At 68.3% G+C, this 19,119-nt stretch carries 18 protein-coding genes and 1 tRNA gene; 10 read left to right on the forward strand and 9 right to left on the reverse strand.

Translation table 11 applies throughout. The features are described 5' to 3' along the window. Positions 1 to 81 precede the first annotated feature (81 nt). Positions 82 to 157 (reverse strand) — tRNA-Arg (locus GORHZ_RS06985). A 308-nt stretch (positions 158 to 465) separates the two neighbouring features. Between GORHZ_RS06985 and GORHZ_RS06990 the strand changes: the two genes are divergently transcribed. The 3 genes from GORHZ_RS06990 (at position 466) to GORHZ_RS07000 (ending at position 3,640) form a co-directional block, all read left to right on the forward strand. Then, entirely contained in the window at positions 466 to 1,227 is a 762-nt protein-coding gene (locus tag GORHZ_RS06990) for an IclR family transcriptional regulator (RefSeq protein WP_006331510.1), read from the forward strand. A 101-nt stretch (positions 1,228 to 1,328) separates the two neighbouring features. Then, positions 1,329 to 2,288 (forward strand): PDR/VanB family oxidoreductase, encoded by a 960-nt coding sequence (locus GORHZ_RS06995; RefSeq protein WP_006331512.1) that lies wholly within the window; start codon positions 1,329 to 1,331, stop codon positions 2,286 to 2,288. A 65-nt stretch (positions 2,289 to 2,353) separates the two neighbouring features. Further along, entirely contained in the window at positions 2,354 to 3,640 is a 1,287-nt protein-coding gene (locus GORHZ_RS07000; RefSeq protein WP_006331514.1) for a cytochrome P450, read from the forward strand. On the opposite strand, the gene GORHZ_RS07005 is transcribed toward GORHZ_RS07000, so the two are convergent. Continuing rightward, positions 3,584 to 4,363: an IclR family transcriptional regulator gene (locus GORHZ_RS07005; protein WP_040530515.1), complete on the reverse strand. Its 780-nt coding sequence runs from the start codon at positions 4,361 to 4,363 to the stop codon at positions 3,584 to 3,586. The two genes, GORHZ_RS07000 and GORHZ_RS07005, sit on opposite strands and share 57 nt — an antisense overlap. 170 nt (positions 4,364 to 4,533) lie before the next feature. Here GORHZ_RS07005 and GORHZ_RS07010 point away from each other — a divergent pair, with 170 nt between their 5' ends. The 4 genes from GORHZ_RS07010 to GORHZ_RS07030 all read left to right on the forward strand — a co-directional run bounded on the left by GORHZ_RS07010 (position 4,534) and on the right by GORHZ_RS07030 (position 8,483). After that, positions 4,534 to 5,298: a CoA transferase subunit A gene (locus tag GORHZ_RS07010; RefSeq protein WP_006331517.1), complete on the forward strand. Its 765-nt coding sequence runs from the start codon at positions 4,534 to 4,536 to the stop codon at positions 5,296 to 5,298. Next, on the forward strand, positions 5,295 to 5,972 hold the full coding sequence (locus GORHZ_RS07015; RefSeq protein ID WP_006331519.1) for a 3-oxoacid CoA-transferase subunit B: 678 nt from the start codon (positions 5,295 to 5,297) through the stop codon (positions 5,970 to 5,972). The genes GORHZ_RS07010 and GORHZ_RS07015 overlap by 4 nt, the downstream gene beginning before the upstream one ends. 404 nt (positions 5,973 to 6,376) lie before the next feature. Further along, entirely contained in the window at positions 6,377 to 7,468 is a 1,092-nt protein-coding gene (nicT, locus tag GORHZ_RS07020) for a Nickel transporter NicT (protein WP_006331521.1), read from the forward strand. 328 nt (positions 7,469 to 7,796) lie between these two features. Beyond that, the gene (locus tag GORHZ_RS07030) at positions 7,797 to 8,483 is read left to right on the forward strand and encodes a zf-HC2 domain-containing protein (RefSeq protein ID WP_083877210.1); all 687 of its coding nucleotides are present in this window, start codon (positions 7,797 to 7,799) and stop codon (positions 8,481 to 8,483) included. A gap of 44 nt (positions 8,484 to 8,527) precedes the next feature. On the opposite strand, the gene GORHZ_RS07035 is transcribed toward GORHZ_RS07030, so the two are convergent. Together GORHZ_RS07035 and GORHZ_RS07040 are read right to left on the reverse strand one after the other, a co-directional pair. Continuing rightward, positions 8,528 to 9,190 (reverse strand): DUF5134 domain-containing protein, encoded by a 663-nt coding sequence (locus GORHZ_RS07035; protein ID WP_006331525.1) that lies wholly within the window; start codon positions 9,188 to 9,190, stop codon positions 8,528 to 8,530. Then, positions 9,187 to 10,644, reverse strand: coding sequence for a PepSY-associated TM helix domain-containing protein (locus GORHZ_RS07040; RefSeq protein WP_006331527.1), 1,458 nt, complete (start codon positions 10,642 to 10,644; stop codon positions 9,187 to 9,189). Before GORHZ_RS07040 ends, GORHZ_RS07035 begins: the two co-directional genes overlap by 4 nt. A gap of 221 nt (positions 10,645 to 10,865) precedes the next feature. Between GORHZ_RS07040 and GORHZ_RS07045 the strand changes: the two genes are divergently transcribed. Next, positions 10,866 to 12,857 carry a cytochrome c oxidase assembly protein gene (locus GORHZ_RS07045; protein ID WP_051998786.1) on the forward strand — a complete coding sequence of 664 codons (1,992 nt, stop codon included), beginning with the start codon at positions 10,866 to 10,868 and terminating at the stop codon, positions 12,855 to 12,857. 31 nt (positions 12,858 to 12,888) lie between these two features. Here the strand turns inward: GORHZ_RS07045 and GORHZ_RS07050 are convergent, their stop codons facing one another. Next, complete coding sequence (locus GORHZ_RS07050; protein ID WP_245551363.1) at positions 12,889 to 15,153, reverse strand: heavy metal translocating P-type ATPase; 2,265 nt, start codon at positions 15,151 to 15,153, stop codon at positions 12,889 to 12,891. Between the two features lie 112 nt (positions 15,154 to 15,265). On the opposite strand from GORHZ_RS07050, the gene sigC reads away from it, so the two are divergent. Further along, positions 15,266 to 15,829 carry an RNA polymerase sigma factor SigC gene (gene sigC / locus GORHZ_RS07055; RefSeq protein WP_006331532.1) on the forward strand — a complete coding sequence of 188 codons (564 nt, stop codon included), beginning with the start codon at positions 15,266 to 15,268 and terminating at the stop codon, positions 15,827 to 15,829. Positions 15,830 to 15,852: 23 nt separating this feature from the next. On the opposite strand, the gene GORHZ_RS29430 is transcribed toward sigC, so the two are convergent. From GORHZ_RS29430 to GORHZ_RS07075, 4 genes are all read right to left on the reverse strand, one after another. Next, complete coding sequence (locus tag GORHZ_RS29430; protein WP_006331533.1) at positions 15,853 to 16,320, reverse strand: UbiA prenyltransferase family protein; 468 nt, start codon at positions 16,318 to 16,320, stop codon at positions 15,853 to 15,855. Positions 16,321 to 16,452: 132 nt separating this feature from the next. Further along, positions 16,453 to 16,668: an SRPBCC family protein gene (locus GORHZ_RS07065; protein WP_006331534.1), complete on the reverse strand. Its 216-nt coding sequence runs from the start codon at positions 16,666 to 16,668 to the stop codon at positions 16,453 to 16,455. A 41-nt stretch (positions 16,669 to 16,709) separates the two neighbouring features. Then, entirely contained in the window at positions 16,710 to 17,375 is a 666-nt protein-coding gene (locus GORHZ_RS07070; protein ID WP_040530522.1) for a nitroreductase family protein, read from the reverse strand. A gap of 52 nt (positions 17,376 to 17,427) precedes the next feature. Continuing rightward, positions 17,428 to 17,925, reverse strand: a complete 498-nt coding sequence (locus GORHZ_RS07075) for a MarR family winged helix-turn-helix transcriptional regulator (protein ID WP_006331536.1) — start codon at positions 17,923 to 17,925, stop codon at positions 17,428 to 17,430. Between the two features lie 128 nt (positions 17,926 to 18,053). Between GORHZ_RS07075 and GORHZ_RS07080 the strand changes: the two genes are divergently transcribed. Further along, positions 18,054 to 19,118 (forward strand): FUSC family protein, encoded by a 1,065-nt coding sequence (locus tag GORHZ_RS07080; protein ID WP_051998787.1) that lies wholly within the window; start codon positions 18,054 to 18,056, stop codon positions 19,116 to 19,118. Position 19,119: the final 1 nt, after the last annotated feature.

Here is a 19,119-nt window from a genome sequence, read left to right on the forward strand (position 1 = left end):
CGACCCCGTCCTCGTCGACCGTGCGCAGCCCATCGTCGAGCGTGCACGGCTCATCGTCGAGCGTGCGCACGCTCGACGGTGTGGTGCTCCCGGCAGGATTCGAACCTGCGACACCGGCTTTAGGAGAGCCGTGCTCTATCCCCTGAGCTACGAGAGCGGGACTGGCGGATCTCGTGGCCGAATCTCCCGGTCAGCCGGGTTTGGCCGCGACGATCGCGACAATCACGGTCTGACCGAGCCAAGGCGGCGCCGATCAGACCTTCCGAAGTCTACGGCACCGACCGACGAGTGGTTCAGTGTGGTTTGCCGCGCTCACCGACCCGACGGGCACGAAACGACCGCGCGTGTCGGACACCGTCAGCGCGAGCACAGGAACCCAGTGACTCGGCCGCAAGCGGCTGCGATGGCCTGACCCCGCGTTATCGTGGCGGTGGATGATCGGCGACGGAAGATCGGACTGGATGGATGCCGCGTGTGGCGACCGGCGAGTCGGTGGTCTCGCGGGCGGTGCGCGTCGTCGAGGCCTTCGGGATCGACGATGAAGCGCTGACCGTCGGGGACATCGCACGCCGCACCGGGCTCCATGTGGCAACCGCGTCGCGACTGATCGAGGAATTGGTGCGCGTCGGATGGCTCGAACGGAACGGTAAGGACGTCCGTATCGGGATGCGATTGTGGGAGATCGCCTCCCGCTCATCACCGACGCTCGGATTGCGCGAGGCCGCCATGCCGTTCATGGAGGATCTGCATCAGGTCATCGGCTACGACGTGCAACTGGCGATCCTCGAGGGTACCGAGGTGCTGTTCGTCGAGCGCCTGTCCTCGCCCGGCGAGGTCGTGAACTACTCCCGGATTGCCGGACGCCTACCCGCCCACGCGTCCTCATCGGGGCTCGTGTTGCTCGCGCACGCCGACCCCGCCGGTCAGGAGTTGGCGATGGCCGCCCCGATGAAGGCGTTCACCCGCAACACCATCCACACACCGGCGCAGTTGCGGACCACGCTCGCACGGATCCGTCGCGAGGGCTATGCCCTCTGTCCCGGCCACATCTACGCCGACACCACCGGTATCGCCGCCCCGGTCCGCGGACGCGACGGCACCGTCGTCGCAGCCCTGGGGCTGATCATGCCGAACGACGACTCGGCGTTCGCCAAGGTGCCCGCGGTTCAGGCGTGCGCCCGCGGTATCTCCCGAGTGATGGCCTCGACATCCACCCGGACTTCATGATCTGGCCCACAAGGTTCTCTCTCAATCATTGAGAAGGGGCTGTGGTCGTCGACTCGCGGGACGCCATCCTGAGTCGACCACCAGATTCGAGGAGACGACCCATGGAGCAGCCCCCATCCGGGACGACCAGCCTGTTGCGCGTGACCGCCCGGGACGCCGTCGCCGACGACGTCATCGCCCTCACGCTCGAACATCCAGACGGCCGACGTCTTCCGGACTGGGCGCCGGGCGCGCACATCGACCTCATCCTGCCCACCGGCCTCACCCGGCAGTACTCGCTCTGCGGAAACCGGTGGGATGCCCACACCTTCCGGATCGCGGTTCGACGCGAGTCCGATGGACGCGGCGGATCGGCCTACGTGCACGATGTCCTGGCTGTCGGCGATCTCGTCGGTGTCGGGGGCCCGCGCAACAACTTCCGCATGGTGCCTGCCGCGAAGTACGTCTTCGTCGCCGGCGGAATCGGAATCACCCCCATGCTTCCGATGATCCATCAGGCCGAGCTCGTCGGGGCCACCTGGAAGCTCGTCTACACCGGGCATTCGCGTGCGACGATGCCCTTCACCGACGAGCTCGCCCCCTACGGCGACCGCGTCAGCATTGTCGCGACCGACGAGGGCGGCCGGATCGACATCGGCGCACTGCTCGCCGATGCGGGCGGGGACAGCCGGGTCTACGTCTGCGGACCGTGCTCGATGCTCGACGACGCCGTCGCCGCAGCCACGACCTGGCCTCCCGGCCGGCTGCGCGTCGAACGATTCCGTGCCGAACGGTCTGACACACCCGCGCGCACCGAACCGTTCGTCCTCGAACTGGCCCGGTCGGGCCGTACCCTCCCCGTCACCCCGGAGCGCACCGTCCTCGACGCGCTGGCCGATGCCGGTGTGGGCGTCCTGTCGTCATGCCGCGAGGGACTGTGCGGAACATGTGAGACCACGGTGCTCGCCGGGGAACCCGAGCATCGCGATTCGATCCTCGACGACGACGAACGAGACAGTGGCACATGCATGTTCGTCTGCGTATCGCGGTCGCGGTCCGACCGGCTCGTCCTCGATCTCTGAACAACGATCCCTGAACAACGAACTCTGAACGCCGACTCTCTGAACAACGCAAGGAAGCCTCCGTGATGTCCGCACCGCCGACGACACCCATCCCCACCATCGACACCGATCCCTTCGTACTCGAGGTCCTCGCCGATCCCCTCCGGTTTCAACACGAGCTGCGCGAAGCGGGGCCCGTCGTCCTTCTCGATACCTACGGCGTCTACGCGATGGCCCGCTACGACCAGGTGCACGCCGCTCTGACCGACTGGCAGTCCTTCCAGTCCGCCGCCGGCGTCGGACTCAGCAACTTCCGGTATGAAAAGCCTTGGCGGCCACCGAGCCTGCTCCTCGAGGCCGACCCGCCTCACCACGATTCACCGCGGGCGGTCCTCTCCACGATCCTGGGGCCGCGTGCGCTGCGCCGGCTGCGTGAGGACTGGATCGCCGACGCGGAGCGGCTCGTCGACGAGGTACTCGACCGCGCCGTCGAATTCGATGCCGTTGCCGAACTCGCACAGGCCTTTCCGCTCCGCGTGTTCCCCGACGCCGTCGGCATCCCGGTCCCGGGCCGGGAGAACCTGCTGCCGTATGGCAACCACGTGTTCAACGCGTTCGGGCCGACCAACTCCCTCGTCGAGGCCGGAGCGTCCCGTGTGCCGGGGCTGTCCGCCTGGATCAATGCCCAATGCCAGCGTGACGTCCTGTCCGACAACGGTTTCGGCGCGCAGATCTGGGCGGCGAGTGACCGCGGGGACATCACCGCCGAGCAGGCACCCCTCGTGGTCCGCTCGCTGCTGACCGCCGGCGTGGACACGACGGTCAACGGACTGGCGGCTGTGTTGTACGCCTTCGCCTCGCATCCGGACCAGTGGCAGCGGGTGCGGGAGAACCCGGCGCTGGCGCGCACCGCCTTCGACGAAGCGGTCCGGTGGGAGTCGCCGGTCCAGACCTTCTTCCGCACCGCGACGCGCGACGTCGAGATCGGCGGCACCACCATCGGCGATGGGCAGAAGATCCTCATGTTCCTCGGCGCGGCCAACCGCGACCCACGGCGGTGGGATCGCCCCGACGAGTTCGACCTGGCGCGAGATCCGTCCGGACACGTCGGGTTCGGGATGGGAATCCACCAGTGCGTCGGACAGCACGTGGCACGCCTGGAATCCGAGGCGCTGCTCACCGCGCTGGCCAACCGGGTCGAAACCATCGAGTTCACCGCACCCGCTCGACGCCGCCTCAACAACACGCTGCGGTCATGGGAATCCCTGCCCATCCGGGTGACGCCGGTCAGGCGCATGTCAGTCGACGGCTCCGCATCACCGTCCGGCGACACTGTTCAGTCGTGTCGAGAGCACATGCGCCTGTTCGAGTAACAGCCGTCCGAGTTCACGACGCCGGACGGCCTTGAATCGGGTCTCCACACCGGTGAGGCTCAATGCCCACGCGGGCTGGCCCCAGCGGTCGAAGACCGCCGCACCCATACCCCAGCTCCCCTCCACCAGCAGTGCCGGGTTGACGGCGTAGCCGTGTCGCCGGGTGGTCGCGATCCGTGTCCGGACGGGAGCCTCCGCGTGATCGGCTCCCCACTGCGCCGTCAGATCCGTACGCCGGAAGTAGTCGTCGATCTCACGCTCGGGCATGTGGCTGAGGATCGCCAGACCGGCCGACGCCACGCCGAGGGGGAACCGGACACCTTCGTGCAGCACGTGTGAACGCAGCGGGAAGCTGCCCTCCTGACTTGCCAGGCAGACGGTTTCGTCGCCGCGCCGCGCCGACAGGAAGGAACTCTCACCTGTCTCCCGGGCGAGGACGCGGAGCACGTCGTTCGCGTGGTCGGTGATGTCGTACCGGTTCGCGGCACTCATGCCCAGCAGGTACAGCTCGGGCCCCAACGACCAGACACCCGTCCGCGGATCGCGGTCGACGAAACCCTCGTCGAACAGTGCGCTGAGCAGGCGGTGTGCGGTCGGTCGGGCGATGCCCGACAGACGGGCGACCTCGGTGGTCGACAACCCCTCCGGTTCAGCGGTTCCCACCGCACGCAGCACCGCACCGGCCCGGGCGACGACGCCGACACCGGACTCGCTCGACTTCATCAGCCCAGTGTAGGTGTTCACTCAGTGGACGCTCCCGCGACCGCGCGACCACACCGCGAGCAAACACGATGGATTCTCGGTCCTCCCCCTTTCCCAGGTCATCCCCACGCCCACAGAATGGGCCGGACTAGAACGTGACGTCCGTTGAATGGTCGTCGGTAGGGAGAACCATGGCATCAAAGATCTTCGCCTCCGCCGCAGCGGCGGTGGCCGACATCGGTCACGGGGCCAGCCTCGCCGTGGGCGGTTTCGGGTTGTGCGGCATACCCGATGCGCTCATCGAAGCGATCGCGCAGTGCGACGCCGCCGATCTGGAGGTGTTCTCCAACAACTGCGGCGTCGACGATCACGGACTCGGAATCCTGCTGTCGCTGGGGCGGATACGCCGGGTCACCGCGTCGTATGTGGGTGAGAACAAGGAGTTCGCCCGCCAGTATCTGGCCGGTGAACTCGAGGTCGAGCTGACCCCGCAGGGCACACTGGCCGAACGTCTGCGCGCCGGCGGCTCCGGCATCCCCGCCTTCTTCACTCCCGCGGGTGTGGGCACACCCGTTGCCGACGGCGGAATCCCCTGGCGGTACGCGGCCGACGGCTCGGTGGCGGTGTCCTCACCACCCCGGGAGACACGCATCTTCGGCGACCGCGAATACGTGCTGGAACACGGGATCACCACGGATTTCGCGCTCGTCCACGCCCGGCTCGGCGACACCGACGGAAACCTGGTCTTCGCCAAGACCGCCATGAACTTCAACCCCTTGGCCGCGATGGCCGGGCGCATCACCATCGCGCAGGTCGAAGAGCTCGTCGAGCCGGGCCACATCGACCCGGCCTCGGTGCATCTGCCCGGCGTGTTCGTGAACCGCGTCGTGCACACCGGACTCCAGGACAAACGGATCGAGAAGCGCACCGTCGCATCGTCAGGAGCACGATCATGAGCACCACACCCACCGGTTGGACCCGCCCCCAGATGGCCGCACGGGCGGCCGCCGAGCTGCGCGACGGGCAATACGTGAACCTCGGAATCGGGCTGCCCACGTTGGTCCCCGACTTCGTGCCCGCCGGCATCCGCGTGATCCTGCACTCGGAGAACGGCATCCTCGGCACCGGCGGCTACCCCGCCGACGACGACGTGGACGCCGACCTCATCAACGCCGGCAAGGAGACGGTGACCGTGAACCCGGGAGCGGCGTTCTTCGACTCCGGGCTCTCCTTCGGCATGATCCGCGGCGGCCACGTCGACACGGCCATCCTGGGCGGCATGCAGGTCTCACGGCGCGGTGACCTCGCCAACTGGATGGTGCCCGGCGCCATGGTCAAGGGCATGGGCGGCGCGATGGACCTGGTGCACGGCGCGGCACGCGTCATCGTCGTCATGGAGCACACCGCACGTGACGGATCGTCGAAGATCGTCGACACCTGCACCCTGCCCCTGACCGGGGCACGCGTCGTCGATCGGATCATCACCAACCTCGCGGTCATCGACGTCACCGACGACGGTTCGCTGGTGGTCCGCGAGCTCGCTCCGGGTGTGACGGCGGCCGATGTCACCGCCGCCACCGACGCCCCACTGGCCGTCGCCGACCCCGCCGAGTTGAGTCGGACGACCTAGGTCACTTACAGTGACAACAGTTGTTGGCATATCGGGGGGTAGCCATGCGGGGAATCAGACCTGAAGCAGTGGTCGTCGCAGTCTGTTGGATCGCCGTCGGCGCGGACTGGCCCATACCGTTCCGGCAGTATCTGACGTTCACGTCGGCCTGACCTGCGGTTCGTCTCCCGGACGTGCGACCGTCCTTCGGCCACTTCCGACGGACGACCGTAAGAACGCGAGTCTGGCAGACCAGGCACAACGCGGCGTGTAGCATCACACCTCACGCGTGGGCATCACCAGGAATCCGGCGGAAATCCGGAGCGGTCGCGCCACTGTGACCCGTGCCCGTCCTCGGACGGCACGGGAAGTCAGACCCTGGCCCACACCATCTGATCGGGACGCGAATTCCCAGGAGTGAGGCCATGAGCACATCAGCACCGATCCGGTCGCAGCGGTGGACCCGCACCGACTGGTTACACGCCGGCATCCAAATGGCGGTGGTCGCCGCCATGCACATCGTCGGGTTCGGCGTCCTGTTCGCCGTCATCGTCCCGCACGACTACAACCTCGGCACGCAGGTCTTCAGCGCCGGCCTCGGTTTCACCGCGTACGCGTTCGGCCTTCGGCACGCCTTCGACGCCGACCACATCGCCGCGATCGACAACACCACCCGCAAGCTGATGAGCGACGGGAAACGGCCCAAGTCGGTCGGCTTCTGGTTCGCCATGGGTCATGCGACGATCGTGTTCGCGCTGGCCCTGCTGGTGATCGGCGGGGCCCGGGCGGTCACCACCCTGACCGACGAACAGTCACCGGTGCGACACACCCTGGGCACCGTCAGCATCCTGGCATCGGGCACTTTCCTCTATCTCATCGCGCTGATCAACGTCGTCGCCCTGATGGGGATCTGGCGGGTGTACCGGTCCCTGAGGGCCGGCCGGTTCGACCACGACGAACTCGAACAGGCCCTCGACGGGCGCGGCTTCCTGTCCCGAATGCTCGGGCCGGTGATGCGCCGGATCAAACACCCGATCCAGGTGTATCCGGTCGGCGTGCTGTTCGGGCTCGGCTTCGACACCGCCACCGAGGTCGCGCTGCTCGCACTCGCCGGGACCGGCGCCGTCGCCGGCCTCCCCTGGTACGCGATCCTGGTCCTGCCGCTGCTGTTCGCCAGCGGGATGAGCCTGATGGACACCCTCGACGGCATGTTCATGACCGTCGCCTACGACTGGGCCTTCGCGCATCCGGTGCGCAAGATCTACTACAACCTGACCATCACCGCGCTCTCGGTCGCGGTGGCCATGCTCATCGGCACGATCGAGCTGGTGAGCGTGCTGCACGACAAGATGGGGTGGGACGACGGGGTCACCACCTGGATCAGCGGCCTTGATCTCAACACCGCCGGTATCGCCATCGTCGTCATGTTCGTCGTCGCGTGGATCGTCGCCGTCGCCTACTGGAAACTCGCCAAAGTGGAGCATCGCTGGACCGTCCCGGAGCCCACCGAACCCTGATCAGACGAGTCGGCGAGCGTGCCAACGAAAGGCGTCGACCGGCGTGATCCCGGCGATAGACTGGAGAACCATGATGATCTCATCAAACGCACCACGACCCGGCTGCGACAACCCGAACTGTACGTGCGAGAACTGCCAGTGCGGCGAGAACTGCACCTGCGGGTCGAAAGACGAATAGACCCGGAACCACACAGCGGTCCCGTGCGACTACTCCTGCGGAGGAGAAGTCGCACATGGCCGGGATCTGGACTTGTCAACACGATGACCGACGGCTGAGCCGGGCATCGGTGAGTTGGCGTGACCGCACGGGTGGGTCATCATCGTGAGGATGAGATGTGAGGTGGCCCGCGAAGCGCTGTCGGCTCGGCTCGACGGCGAGTACGAGGGCGTCCCAGCCGCGCGGGTGGACGAGCACCTCGAGGAGTGCTCGGAGTGCTGTGCCTGGTACATCCGGGCCGATACTCAAGCCTCCTCGCTGGGGGCACTCGGTGGGACGCGGTCCGACGATCTCACCGCATCGATCCTTGCGGGAGTGGGTGTCAACCCGGTGTCGCGTGCCGTACAGACCCGGGAACTGCTGCGCCGCAACCTCGTCCGTGCAGGTCTGACGATGTCCGGCTGCGGGCAGATCGGTGTCGCGATGGCACAGATGGCCGGCTACGACTTCGGCATGTCTCCGACGTCCGCCGGTCACGTGCTCAACGAGACCACGGCCTGGGCAATGGCGTTGGGCGTCGGCATGATCGTCGCGGCCTGGTGGCGCCCGGCCCGCGCCGGGCTCCTCGTGGTACTCGCCGTCTTCACCGCCGTCCTCGCCGGCTACGTCGTCCACGACGCCGTCACCGACACCATCACCGCGGCCCGGATCGCATCCCACCTGCCCGTGCTGCTCGGCCTCGTCTTCGCGGCGCTGTCAGTGCGGCGCCCCGGCGACGACTCGCCGACGACGATCGGCGCAGCGGACGCGCGTCACGGTCAGGCGGGCGCGGTCGTCAGCCATCACCCCGCGGCCTGATCCGCGGGACGCCGCCTCTGATCCCCGACACCCGGCGGGGAGCCTCATACCATGTCGAAGAACATGATCGCCATTCCCGCCGCCATGAGAACCTGGCAGATCTCGCCGGCATGCGTCAGCAACGACGACGGGTGTTCGGCAGCCTGTCGCCTCGAGAAGTAGACGTAGAGCCACACGACCGCCGCGACCGCGAAGCCGATCGCGAGTGCCACGTTGATCGGCTCGACGTAACCCGGTTCGGCGCCGGCGTGCGCCGTCATCGCATCGCCGGTACCCGCGTGTCCCATGTCCATCCCGGCCATGCCGGAGCCGTGCACGCCGTCGTGCCCCATCTCGGGGTCGCCGGACTGTGTGCCTCCCGGCAGAATCGTCCCGTTCATCACCGCATACATCCAGGCCATCGCCGACATCATCACCACGTGGTAGAGGTCGGCGGCCCGGTCGGTCCACGTGCGTGCCCAGGCCACGGTCGCCACCAGGAACCACACCGCGGCGAGGAGGAAGAACACCATCGGCGCCACGGTCGGCCAGCTCATGCTGAACGGCCACGCCATCACCAGCATGGCGGCCGCCATGATCAGGTGGAGCACGTGGCCGACCTGGCCGTACCACGGCATCCGGTGCGATCGGAACGAGAACAGGCACTCGACCGCGGCGAGGCCGAACAGCAGGGTGACCACCCATCGCAGCAACAGGTCGTCGATCATTGGGTCACCTCTGTTGCGTTCCGGTGTGATCCGATCAGACCCCGGAGGGCATCGACGACCACGAAGACGACCAGGGGGATGCCGAACAGTGGCACGAACCAGCCGACGGCCGCGACCACGACCACCACCGCGACCGCCTCGCCGGGCTTCAGGGTCGTCAACGCCCCGCGTCGCGGCGCGACCGGCAGTGTGCGGTGCGACAGTCTGGTCGGACGACGACGCCACCACATCAGGTATCCGCGGACGATGACCGTGATGAGGCCGACCGCGAGCAGCGCCAGCACGATCTGGTTGACCAGTCCGAACAGGACTCCCATGTGGGCGTTGATCGCCCAGCTGGTCATCTTGGCCATGAACGGCCATTGTGCGAAGTCCACGCGGTCGACGATCTGATGCGTGTCCGAGTCGATGGCCACGGCATCGAAGCGGGTCGGGGCGTCGCGCTTGTTCTCCTTCACGACCCACGCCGCGCCGGGCTCCGACGGTGGGGTGAGGTTCATCGGGCCTTGCAGTCCGGCCTCCTGGGCGGTCCGCACCACGGCATCGACCCCCTCGAGTGCGTCCCCCTCCGACGATGGGCCGCCGGCCCCACCATGATCGTGACCGTCGTGTCCGGTGTCCGCGGTATCCGGCTCGACCGCCGAGGTCGACACCGACGGCGTGGTCCATGCCATCGCGGACCGCAGATCCGCTATGTTCGCACCGGCATGGCGTGACCAGCTCAGCCCCGATGCGGCCAGCACGATCAATCCGACGACGATCCACACACCGACCGCACCGTGCCAGCTGAGGGTCCGCTGCCGGGTCGGCGCGGCCCGGTCAGGCACCAGCAACCGCCGTAGTTTGCGGGTTCTGCGCCGGTACCCGATCCAGAGGACCAACCCGCCGAGGGCGACCACCCACAGCCAGCTGGCCGCCAACTCGCTGTAGTTGCGACCGATCTCCCCCAGATGCAGGGTCCGATGCAACTCGTCGAACCAGGCGCGGACCGGCAGCCATTGGCCATAGGTGGTCAGCGCACCTCGCACCTCACCGGTGTAGGGATCGACGAACACGGTCCGCCCGTGGTCAACGGGTACGTCGTCGACCGCGAGCATCACCCGGGTCGTGTCGTCGGCGGCGGTCGCCGGCGTGATCGCGGTGATGGTGCCCTCCGGATGGGACGACCTCGCGGCCGCGATCTGTTCACCGAGCGGTATCCGCTGTGTGCCGACATGGTCGACCGTCAGCTCGTGGCGGTAGACCGCCGCGTCGACCTGCGGAATGACCGCATACAGCAGCCCGGTCACCGCCGCCACGAGGATGAAGGGTCCGATCAGGATCCCGGCGTAGAAGTGCCAGCGCAGCAATAGCGGCCGCCATCGGTTCCAGGCACCGCGATCCGCCGGTGGGCTCGGGGGCTCCGTTGTCGGTGTTGGCGCGGGCCCGGTGTCGGTGGGCGGCGTCGCGGTCACTCGATCTCCCTGAGGGTCTGGATGGCCGGCACGAGCCATCGGTGGCGGCGCCGTTTCGCCCGGCGTTCTCACCAGTGGTCGGACCGCTTGCCGACCTGGTTCCCACGGATCGACCGAGCTGACCGGAAGCGCGGTTGGGAGGCAACGACGACGCGTCGTAGTCTGGACGGGCGACCTCTGCGAACGCTGCAGGTCAAAGGAACAATGGTTACGTAGGTCACATGTCTGTTTCAGCACTCCGGGCGTCTCGGCCCGCCGCCTCGACGGTGATCGTCGGTGCGGCCGCCGTCGGCGCGCTCGGCCTGGTCGTCTACTCGCTGATCTCGGGGTCGTCGAGGTTCGTCGAGACCGGCGACAGCTTCCCCGGATGGTTCACGGCCGTGGCGACGCCGCTCGGGTTCTTCATGGGCTCCTTCCTCGGCGCGCTGGTCTTCGGTGCGCTGGCCTACGTCGTGCTCTGCGCTCGCCCGGAGAAGGACGGCACGATCGGGGTCGAGACGTTCCGCGCCCACCGGATCGTCGAATGGGCAGCACCGGTCTGGCTGCTCGTCTGCGCGGTCATGGTGGTCGTCACCGCCGCCGATCGTTCGGGCGTCCCGGTGGGCACCCTGCTCACCAACGCCGGAACGATGGCAGTCATCGACGCCTCCGAGCAGTCGGTCGCCTGGATCGTCGCCGGCTGTTTCGCGCTGATCATCACCATCGTGACGCGGCTGAAGCTGACCTGGGTCAGCCATGCGTTGATGCTGATCCCCGGGTTCATCGCCGCCGTCACGCTGCCGGTCGCCGGCAACGCCGGTCAGGGCCCGAATCACGACTACACGACCAGCGCAGTCATCGTCTTCGCCGCGGCCGTGGCCGCGATGATCGGGCTCAAGATCGCCGCCGCGGTCACCGTCGGCCGTGACACCCCGCCCGCCGACCGGCCCGCGGTGGCCCGTCGCGTGCTCGGCGTCGCCATCGCGCTGGAATCGATCGGCGTCGTGTACGGCGCGTTGCTGCTCACCTTCCTGGTGCCGCTGTCGCAGTTCGCCACGACGGCCTACGGACGCTGGTCGCTCGTCGCCGCGGCACTGCTGGTCGCCGGGCTGATCGTCGACATCGTCGCCTGGCGCCGGGTTCGTGGCACGGATACGCTGCCGGTCTCGGCGGGAACGTCGCTCATGGTCGGCGCGGCCCTGGGCACCCTGCTGTCGGCGGCCCTGGCCGCGATGGCGACGCGCACCGCGCCCGGCCTGCTGCTGCACGAGTTCACCGCCTGGGATGTGTTCCTCGGCTACGAGCTGCCCGACCCGCCGACGGTGGCGACGCTCGCGCTCGACTGGCGCGTCGACATGTTCCTGGGGGTCGGCGCGATCGTGCTGGGCACCGCCTATGTGGTCGGCGTCGTGCGGCTGCGGCAACAGGGCGTCGAGTGGTCGATGGGCCGCACCGCGTCGTGGCTCGCCGGTTGTGTGGCGCTGCTGATCGTGACGTCGTCGGGGGTGCGGACCTACGGGATGGCGATGTTCAGCGTGCACATGGCCGAACACATGGCACTCAACATGTTCGTCCCGGTCCTGCTGGTGCTCGGCGCCCCGGTGACACTGGCGCTACGGGTCTTCCCGACCGCGCAGCACGGCGCACTGCCCGGCCCGCGGGAATGGATCGTCTGGATGGTGCACTCCCGGTTCACGCAGATCCTGACCAATCCGGTCGTCGCGCTGCTGATCTTCGTGTTGTCGCTCTACGGCGTGTACTTCACGAGCCTGTTCGACACCCTCGCGCGGTATCACTGGGGCCATGACTTGATGAGCCTGCACTTCCTGATCACCGGCTATCTGTTCTACTGGGTGATCATCGGCACCGACCCGGGTCCCAAACGCCTCCCCTACCTCGCCCGGCTCGGCCTGTTGCTGGCGGTCATGCCATTCCACGCGTTCTTCGGGATCGCGACGATGACGATGAACTCGATCATCGGCGGCACCTTCTACCGGTACCTGGACCTGCCCTGGCTCGCCGATCTGTCCCGCGACCAGTTCCTCGGGGGCGCGATCGCGTGGGGTTCCAGCGAGGTGCCCGCGGTGCTGGTGGTGATCGCGTTGGTCAGCCAGTGGGCCGGCCAGGATCGGCGTCAGGCCAAGCAGCAGGATCGTCGCGTGGACGTTTACCACGACGACGAGCTCGACGCCTACAACCGCATGCTCGCGGAGATGTCGCGCGACCGCGGCTGACCCGATTCCGGGTCGGGTCGGCGTCGGGGCGTCAGTTCCCTTCCCAGCGCGATTCGCCGGCGTAGCGACGCAGCCGCAGGCTGTTCCACACCACGAAGAACGACGAGAACGCCATCGCCGCACCGGCGATGAGCGGGTTCAGCAGTCCGGCGGCCGCGATCGGGATGGCGGCGACGTTGTAGCCGAACGCCCAGACCATGTTGGTGCGGATGGTGTGCCGCGTGGCGCGGGCCAGCCCGAGTGCCTCGACGACGCTACCCAGGTCGTTGCGGACCAGGATGATGTCGGCGGCGGCGATCGCGACGTCGGTGCCGCGGCCGATGGCCAGCCCCAGGTCGGCGGTGGCCAGGGCGGGGCCGTCGTTGATGCCGTCGCCGACCATCGCGACGACGCGCCCTTCACCGCGCAGCCGTTCGATGCGGGCGACCTTCTCGCTCGGCAGTACCTCGGCGAGGACCTCGTCGATCCCCACCTCGTCGGCCACGGCCTGCGCGGCGGCGGCGTTGTCGCCGGTCACCATCAGCGTCCGGATGCCGAGGCGGCGCAGCTCGGTGATCGTCGGCGCCGCCGAGTCCTTGACGGTGTCGGACACCGCGATCGCACCGCACACGGCGCCGTCGATCGCCACATAGACGACGGTGCGGCCGTGCTCCTCCGCGTCGCGCCGGGCCCGAGCGAGATCTGCCGGGACGGCGATCCCACGCGCCACCCAGCGCGGCGAACCCACGACGACCCGGTGTCCGTCGACCACACCGGACACCCCCTTGCCGGCGTCGGCGACGAACTCATGGACCTCGGGGCGGGCATCGGCTGTCGTGGCGTCGACGATCGCCTTCGCGACCGCGTGCTCGGAGGCGACCTCGACCGCGGCGGCCGTCGCCAGCACGTCGTCGGCGTCGTGGCCCGCGGAGACGAAGGTGCCGACGACGGTCAGCTCACCGCGGGTGATGGTGCCGGTCTTGTCGAACACGATCGTGTCGATCTCGCGGGACGCGTCGAGCGCATGATGACCCTTGAGGAAGATGCCGAGCTGGGCGCCGCGACCGGAGGCGACCATGAGCGCAGTCGGCGTCGCCAGTCCGAGCGCGCAGGGGCACGCGATGACCAGGACCGCCAGACCTGCGGCGAAGGCCTTGTCCGTGTCGGCGCCGGCCAGCAGCCACGCCCCCACCGTCGCGATGGCGATCAGGATGACGACGGGCACGAAGATCCCGGCGATGCGGTCGGCGAGCCGCTGCGCCTTCGCCTTGCCGCTCTGTGCCTCCTCGACCAGCCGCACCATCGCGGCGAACTGGGTGTCGTCGCCGACCTTGGCGGCCTCGACGACGAGCCGGCCGTTCAGCGAGACAGTGCCGCCGATGACGCTGTCGCCCTCCGCGACGTCGGTCGGGCGGGACTCGCCGGTCATCGCGCTCATGTCGATCGACGCCGTACCCGACATGACCAGCCCGTCGGCCGCGATCGTCTCGCCGGGCCGCACCACGAACCGCTGGTTCTCTTTGAGTTCCTCGACGGGTAGCCGCATCTCCGTGCCGTCGGACAGCAGCACGGACACGTTCTTGGCGCCGAGGGCGGCGAGGGCACGCAACGCACCCCCGGCGCGCGAGCGGGCCCGCGCCTCGAAATAGCGTCCGGCCAGCACGAACACCGTCACACCGGCGGCCACTTCGAGGTAGATCGAGTCGCTGCCGAGGATCGCCTGCCACACGCCGTCGTCGGACGTCGGCGGCTGCTCGCCGAACATGGAGATCAGTGACCAGACCGTCGCCGCCAGCACGCCGACCGAGATCAGCGTCTCCATGGACAGCGCACCGACGCGCAGGTTGCGCGCGGCCACCTTGTAGAACGGCCACGCACACCACGTCAGGATTGGGGCGGCGAGCGCGATCAGTATCCACTGCCAGCCCGTGATGCGGGTGGCGGGGACCGTCGCGAACATGATCGACAGGTCCGCCAGCGGCACGAACAGCACCAGGGCGACGACGAGGCGGCGGAAGATGGAGGCCGCGTAGCGGCGATCGGGGTCGTCGTCGGGGTCGAATGCCGCACGAACGCGTTCGGTCGCCGCATAACCGGCCGTGTCCACGACCGAACACAGATCGTCGATGCCGAGCGAGTCCGGAGCGTCGATCGTCGCCACCCGTGTGGCGTAGTTCACCGACGCGTGGACACCCTCGACCTTGTTGAGTTTGCGTTCCACGCGTGCCGCGCAGGCACCACAAGTCATACCCGACACATCGAGTTCCACACGTTTCGTGTGGTCAGACCCGATCTGTCCCGAGATGGCGGTTGCCACCGTGCCTCCCACGTTCACTAATCGGCCCTTCCCTGCGGCAGACCTCTCTTCTTGGTACAGGTCGGAGGACCTGGTTGGAAAGTTCCCGTCAGCCGTGAGTTAGGGTTGGCCTGTGGAAAACCGGGGTGGCGACGAGGACAAGATCACCGCGTTCGCCCTTGCCGCCGGTCGTGGCGACGCTCGGGCACTGACCGACTTCATCCGCGCGACCCAGAACGATGTATGGCGTTTCGTGCGCTTCCTCAGCGATGACCGCCACGCCGACGATCTCACCCAGGAGACCTATCTCCGCGCCGTCAAGTCCCTGGCCCGGTTCTCCGGCCGGTCGACGGCACGCACGTGGCTGCTGTCGATCGCGCGGCGGGTCGTCGTCGACCACATCCGCTACGAGACGTCGCGACCACGGATGGACCTGCACGCGTCGTCGGAGACGATCGCCTCGATCACTTCACTGACCGAACGGCACGACGACAACGTCGAACTCCGCATGCTGATCGATGCTCTCGACGAACCGCGCCGCGAGGCGCTGGTGCTGACCCAGATCCTCGGGATGAGCTACGCCGAGGCCGCCGCGGTGTGCGGCTGCCCGGTCGGCACGATCCGCTCACGGGTGGCGCGGGCCCGCGACGACCTGCAGGCCGCCTATCGGGCCGGCGAGCACCGCACCACCGGCTAGTGGTGTGTCTCCAGGACCGGACGTCACCCGCGCGGGTGAGCGACACCGGAGGGACTCGGCATGTGCCGTTGCGGCGGCAGCCCGCACTGCACCCAATTCGCCACGAGGTGGATCTGGCAGATCGCCGACACCAGCAGCCAGTAACACGGCCGGCCCGGTTCCCCGGTCTGCACCGACCAGAATCCCAGAATCGACAGCGGCACCCCGATCCCGCTGATCGCGGAGGCCAGCCAGCACCACAGGAAACGGCGTCGGAGCAGGGCCACCGTCGATGCCACCGCCGCAGCGCACCCGATGGCGACCGCGACCATCGACAGCGTCGTACCCGCGCAGAGCGCCCACGCACCCACCGACACGGCGAGGAGCACCGCGGTCGACGCGGACACCTTCGTGACCGCGCGGCGCTGCAGCGGCACCTCCGCCAACACGTCGCGCTCGATCTTCCGCAACATCTTGGCCATCGGGACGTCGAAGTGGTCCGATGAGATCATTGCTGCTCCTCCACGCCCGCCTGCCCGAACCATCGGTATATCAGTCGGAACACCGGGCGACGAGGTTCCCGATGCGCGCCCTCCGCTGTCCATGATCCTCTTCGCGCGCCGAGAGGTGAGAAAAGTCGACGGTCAGCCGAGCCGCCCGACCTGTTCGGCAAGCTTCGACTCGGTGTGTCGGATCGCCTGCCCGATGAAGGGTTCCAGGAGGGTGCCGAGTGCACGTCCGGCCAGTCCACCGGGCAGTCGGTATTCGAACTCCACGTCGACCTCGGTGCCACCCTCGGCGTCGGCGAACCGCCAGATCGTCGCCGCGGTGACTCCTTTCGGCTGAACTTCCCCGACCACCCGGAGAACGAATACATCTGACCATATATGTAGTCAGATCTTCACACGGTGAACGGTAGGCCGTCGAAGCGCTCTCGTGTCACGAACTCGTCGACCGGGTGGCGTCGCAGTTTGGTGAGTTGCCGCACCGGTCGGCCGAGCGGGACGACCGCGGCCAGGGCGTGGGTCTCCGGCAGGCCGAGCAGGTCGCGGACCTCGCCTTCCTGGGGAACGGCCATCGAGGTGATGGTGCCGCCGAAACCCGCCTGCCGCGCGCCGAGCAGGATGTTCCACACGAGCGGATACACCGACGCTCCGCTCACCAGACCCACCCGGTTCAGGTCCTGATCGACCGCGGCCACCACCGACAGGTCGACGGAGACGACCAACACCACCGGGGCCCGCCGAATCGGTTCGACGAAGCTGTCCGGCACCCGCGTCGCGTCGATGACGTCCTGCGCAACCGCGCAGGGCCGCACCGGATTCCACGGCGACTCCCCGGCCTTCTTCTGGGCGACGTAGCGCCGCACCGTCGGCTCTCCCAGTTCGCTCAGCCGGTACTTGGTGCCGGGGTCACGGACGACGACGATGTGCGCCCCCTGCCGGTTGCCGCCGGTCGGGGCGAACCGCGCGTTGTCGAGGATCTGCCCGAGGACGTCGTCGGGTAATGGATCGTCGGTGAATTCCCGTGCGGCGAAGGTGGTGCGCATGACCTCATCGAGTTCCATGGGTCCCACTATGCCGCGCAGCGGCCGGAGCGAGGGCTGCGCCTCAGGAGCCTCAACCTCCGAATGCCGACGACACCTTGCGCAGCAGGGTCGACAGTGTCTCCCGTTCGGCGGCGGTCAGGCCCGACAGCGCACGTTCGTCGTCGGCAAGTCGTCGGGGCAGTTCGACATCGACGACCCGGCGACCCTCGTCGGTGAGTTGGAGCAACACCACCCGGCCGTCACGTTCGGACCTGCGTCGTTCCAGCAGCCCTCGCCGCGAGAGGGTTTCGGTGATCTTGGTGATCGAGGCCCCGGAGAGCAGTGTCGTCGACACCACTTCACTCGCCCGCAGCGGGCGGTCGGCCCGGGCCAGCGCACCGAGCACGTCGTACTCCGAGCGGCTCACACCATGCGGTTCGAGGCTCCGATCGAGCCGGTGGTTGCTGAGCGTGGCGATGTGCTGGATGCGGCTCAGGACTCCGATCGGGCGCATGTCGAGACCCGGGTAGGCCAGCTGCCACTCGCGCTGGATGCGGTCGACGAGGTCCGGCGCGCCTGCTGTATTCACGGACCCATGGTAGGACCCACGACATTTATTTCATAGATAAAATAGTGGTAAAGTACTTCCCCGTGCCTTTACCAACCGTGCCCTTCCCCACCACCGTTTTCCCGCGACCCGTTCGGGTCCGCGTCGCGATGACCCATGCCGTCCGGCCCCGGGTGTGGCGCGACGCCATGTCGCTGGATATCGGCCGGGTCGGCATCGGAGCACCCGTCCGCGTCGGCGTCGCGGTCGCGCTGATGCTGGTCGCGGGCGGACTGCTCGGGCACCACGACGTCGCCGGCTTCGCTTCCCTGGGCGCGCTGGTGTCGGCGTTCTGCCGGCCCGACCCCTACCCGCAGCGGTGGCCGCGACTTGTCGTCCTCGCCGTGGCCACCGTCATCGCGGTCGCGGTCGGCGCCGCCGTCGGTGTCGCCGACGCCTCGGCACCGACCGAGGTTGCCGTCATCTCGGAGCTCGCCGGGGTGGCGGTGGTCGTGTTGTCGGCACTGCGGATCGTGGGGCCGGGTGCGGTGATCTTCGCCTTCGCCGCCACGGGGGCCGCCGGATTCGCGCACACCGCCACCGATGTCACACGGGTGCTGGTCGCCACCGCAATCGGGGCAACATGTGGCGTCCTTGCCTCACTCGCGCCATGGATCGCGGCCGGGTTCGGAACCCGGGCGGAGGCGGGCCCGCAGCACGAATCGGTCTGGCGGGCGTTGGCCCGCGTCACCGACCGCGCCCTTCTCGCCACCGGGATGCGCGTCACCGCCGCCGCCGCGGTCAGCGCCGCCCTCGCCGGCGCCGCCGGGCTGTCACACCCGCTGTGGGCGGCAATGGGAGCGGTGGCCGCGATGCAGGGCGTCGCCTATCACCGGACGGTCACCCGGGGTGTGCAACGACTGATCGGCAACGTCCTCGGCGCTGTCATCGCCGCGGCCATGCTCGCCGTCCCGCTAGGCTACTGGGGTGCCGTCGCGGCGATCGTCGTGTTCCAGATCGTCGCCGAGGTGGCCTCGACGATCAACTACACGATCACCACCCTCGCGGTCACCCCGATGGCACTGCTGCTGACCGGATTGAACGTCGGACTCTCCCCGGAGGTCGCGGTCGATCGTGCCGTGGACACCGCGATCGGAGTGATCGTGGGAATCGTCGTCGCCGCGCTCACCATCGCCGCCGACGACGCCCACGGACTGGTCGGTTCGCCCTCGTAGC

The organism is Gordonia rhizosphera NBRC 16068 (assembly GCF_000298195.1).
Lineage (GTDB): Bacteria > Actinomycetota > Actinomycetes > Mycobacteriales > Mycobacteriaceae > Gordonia > Gordonia rhizosphera.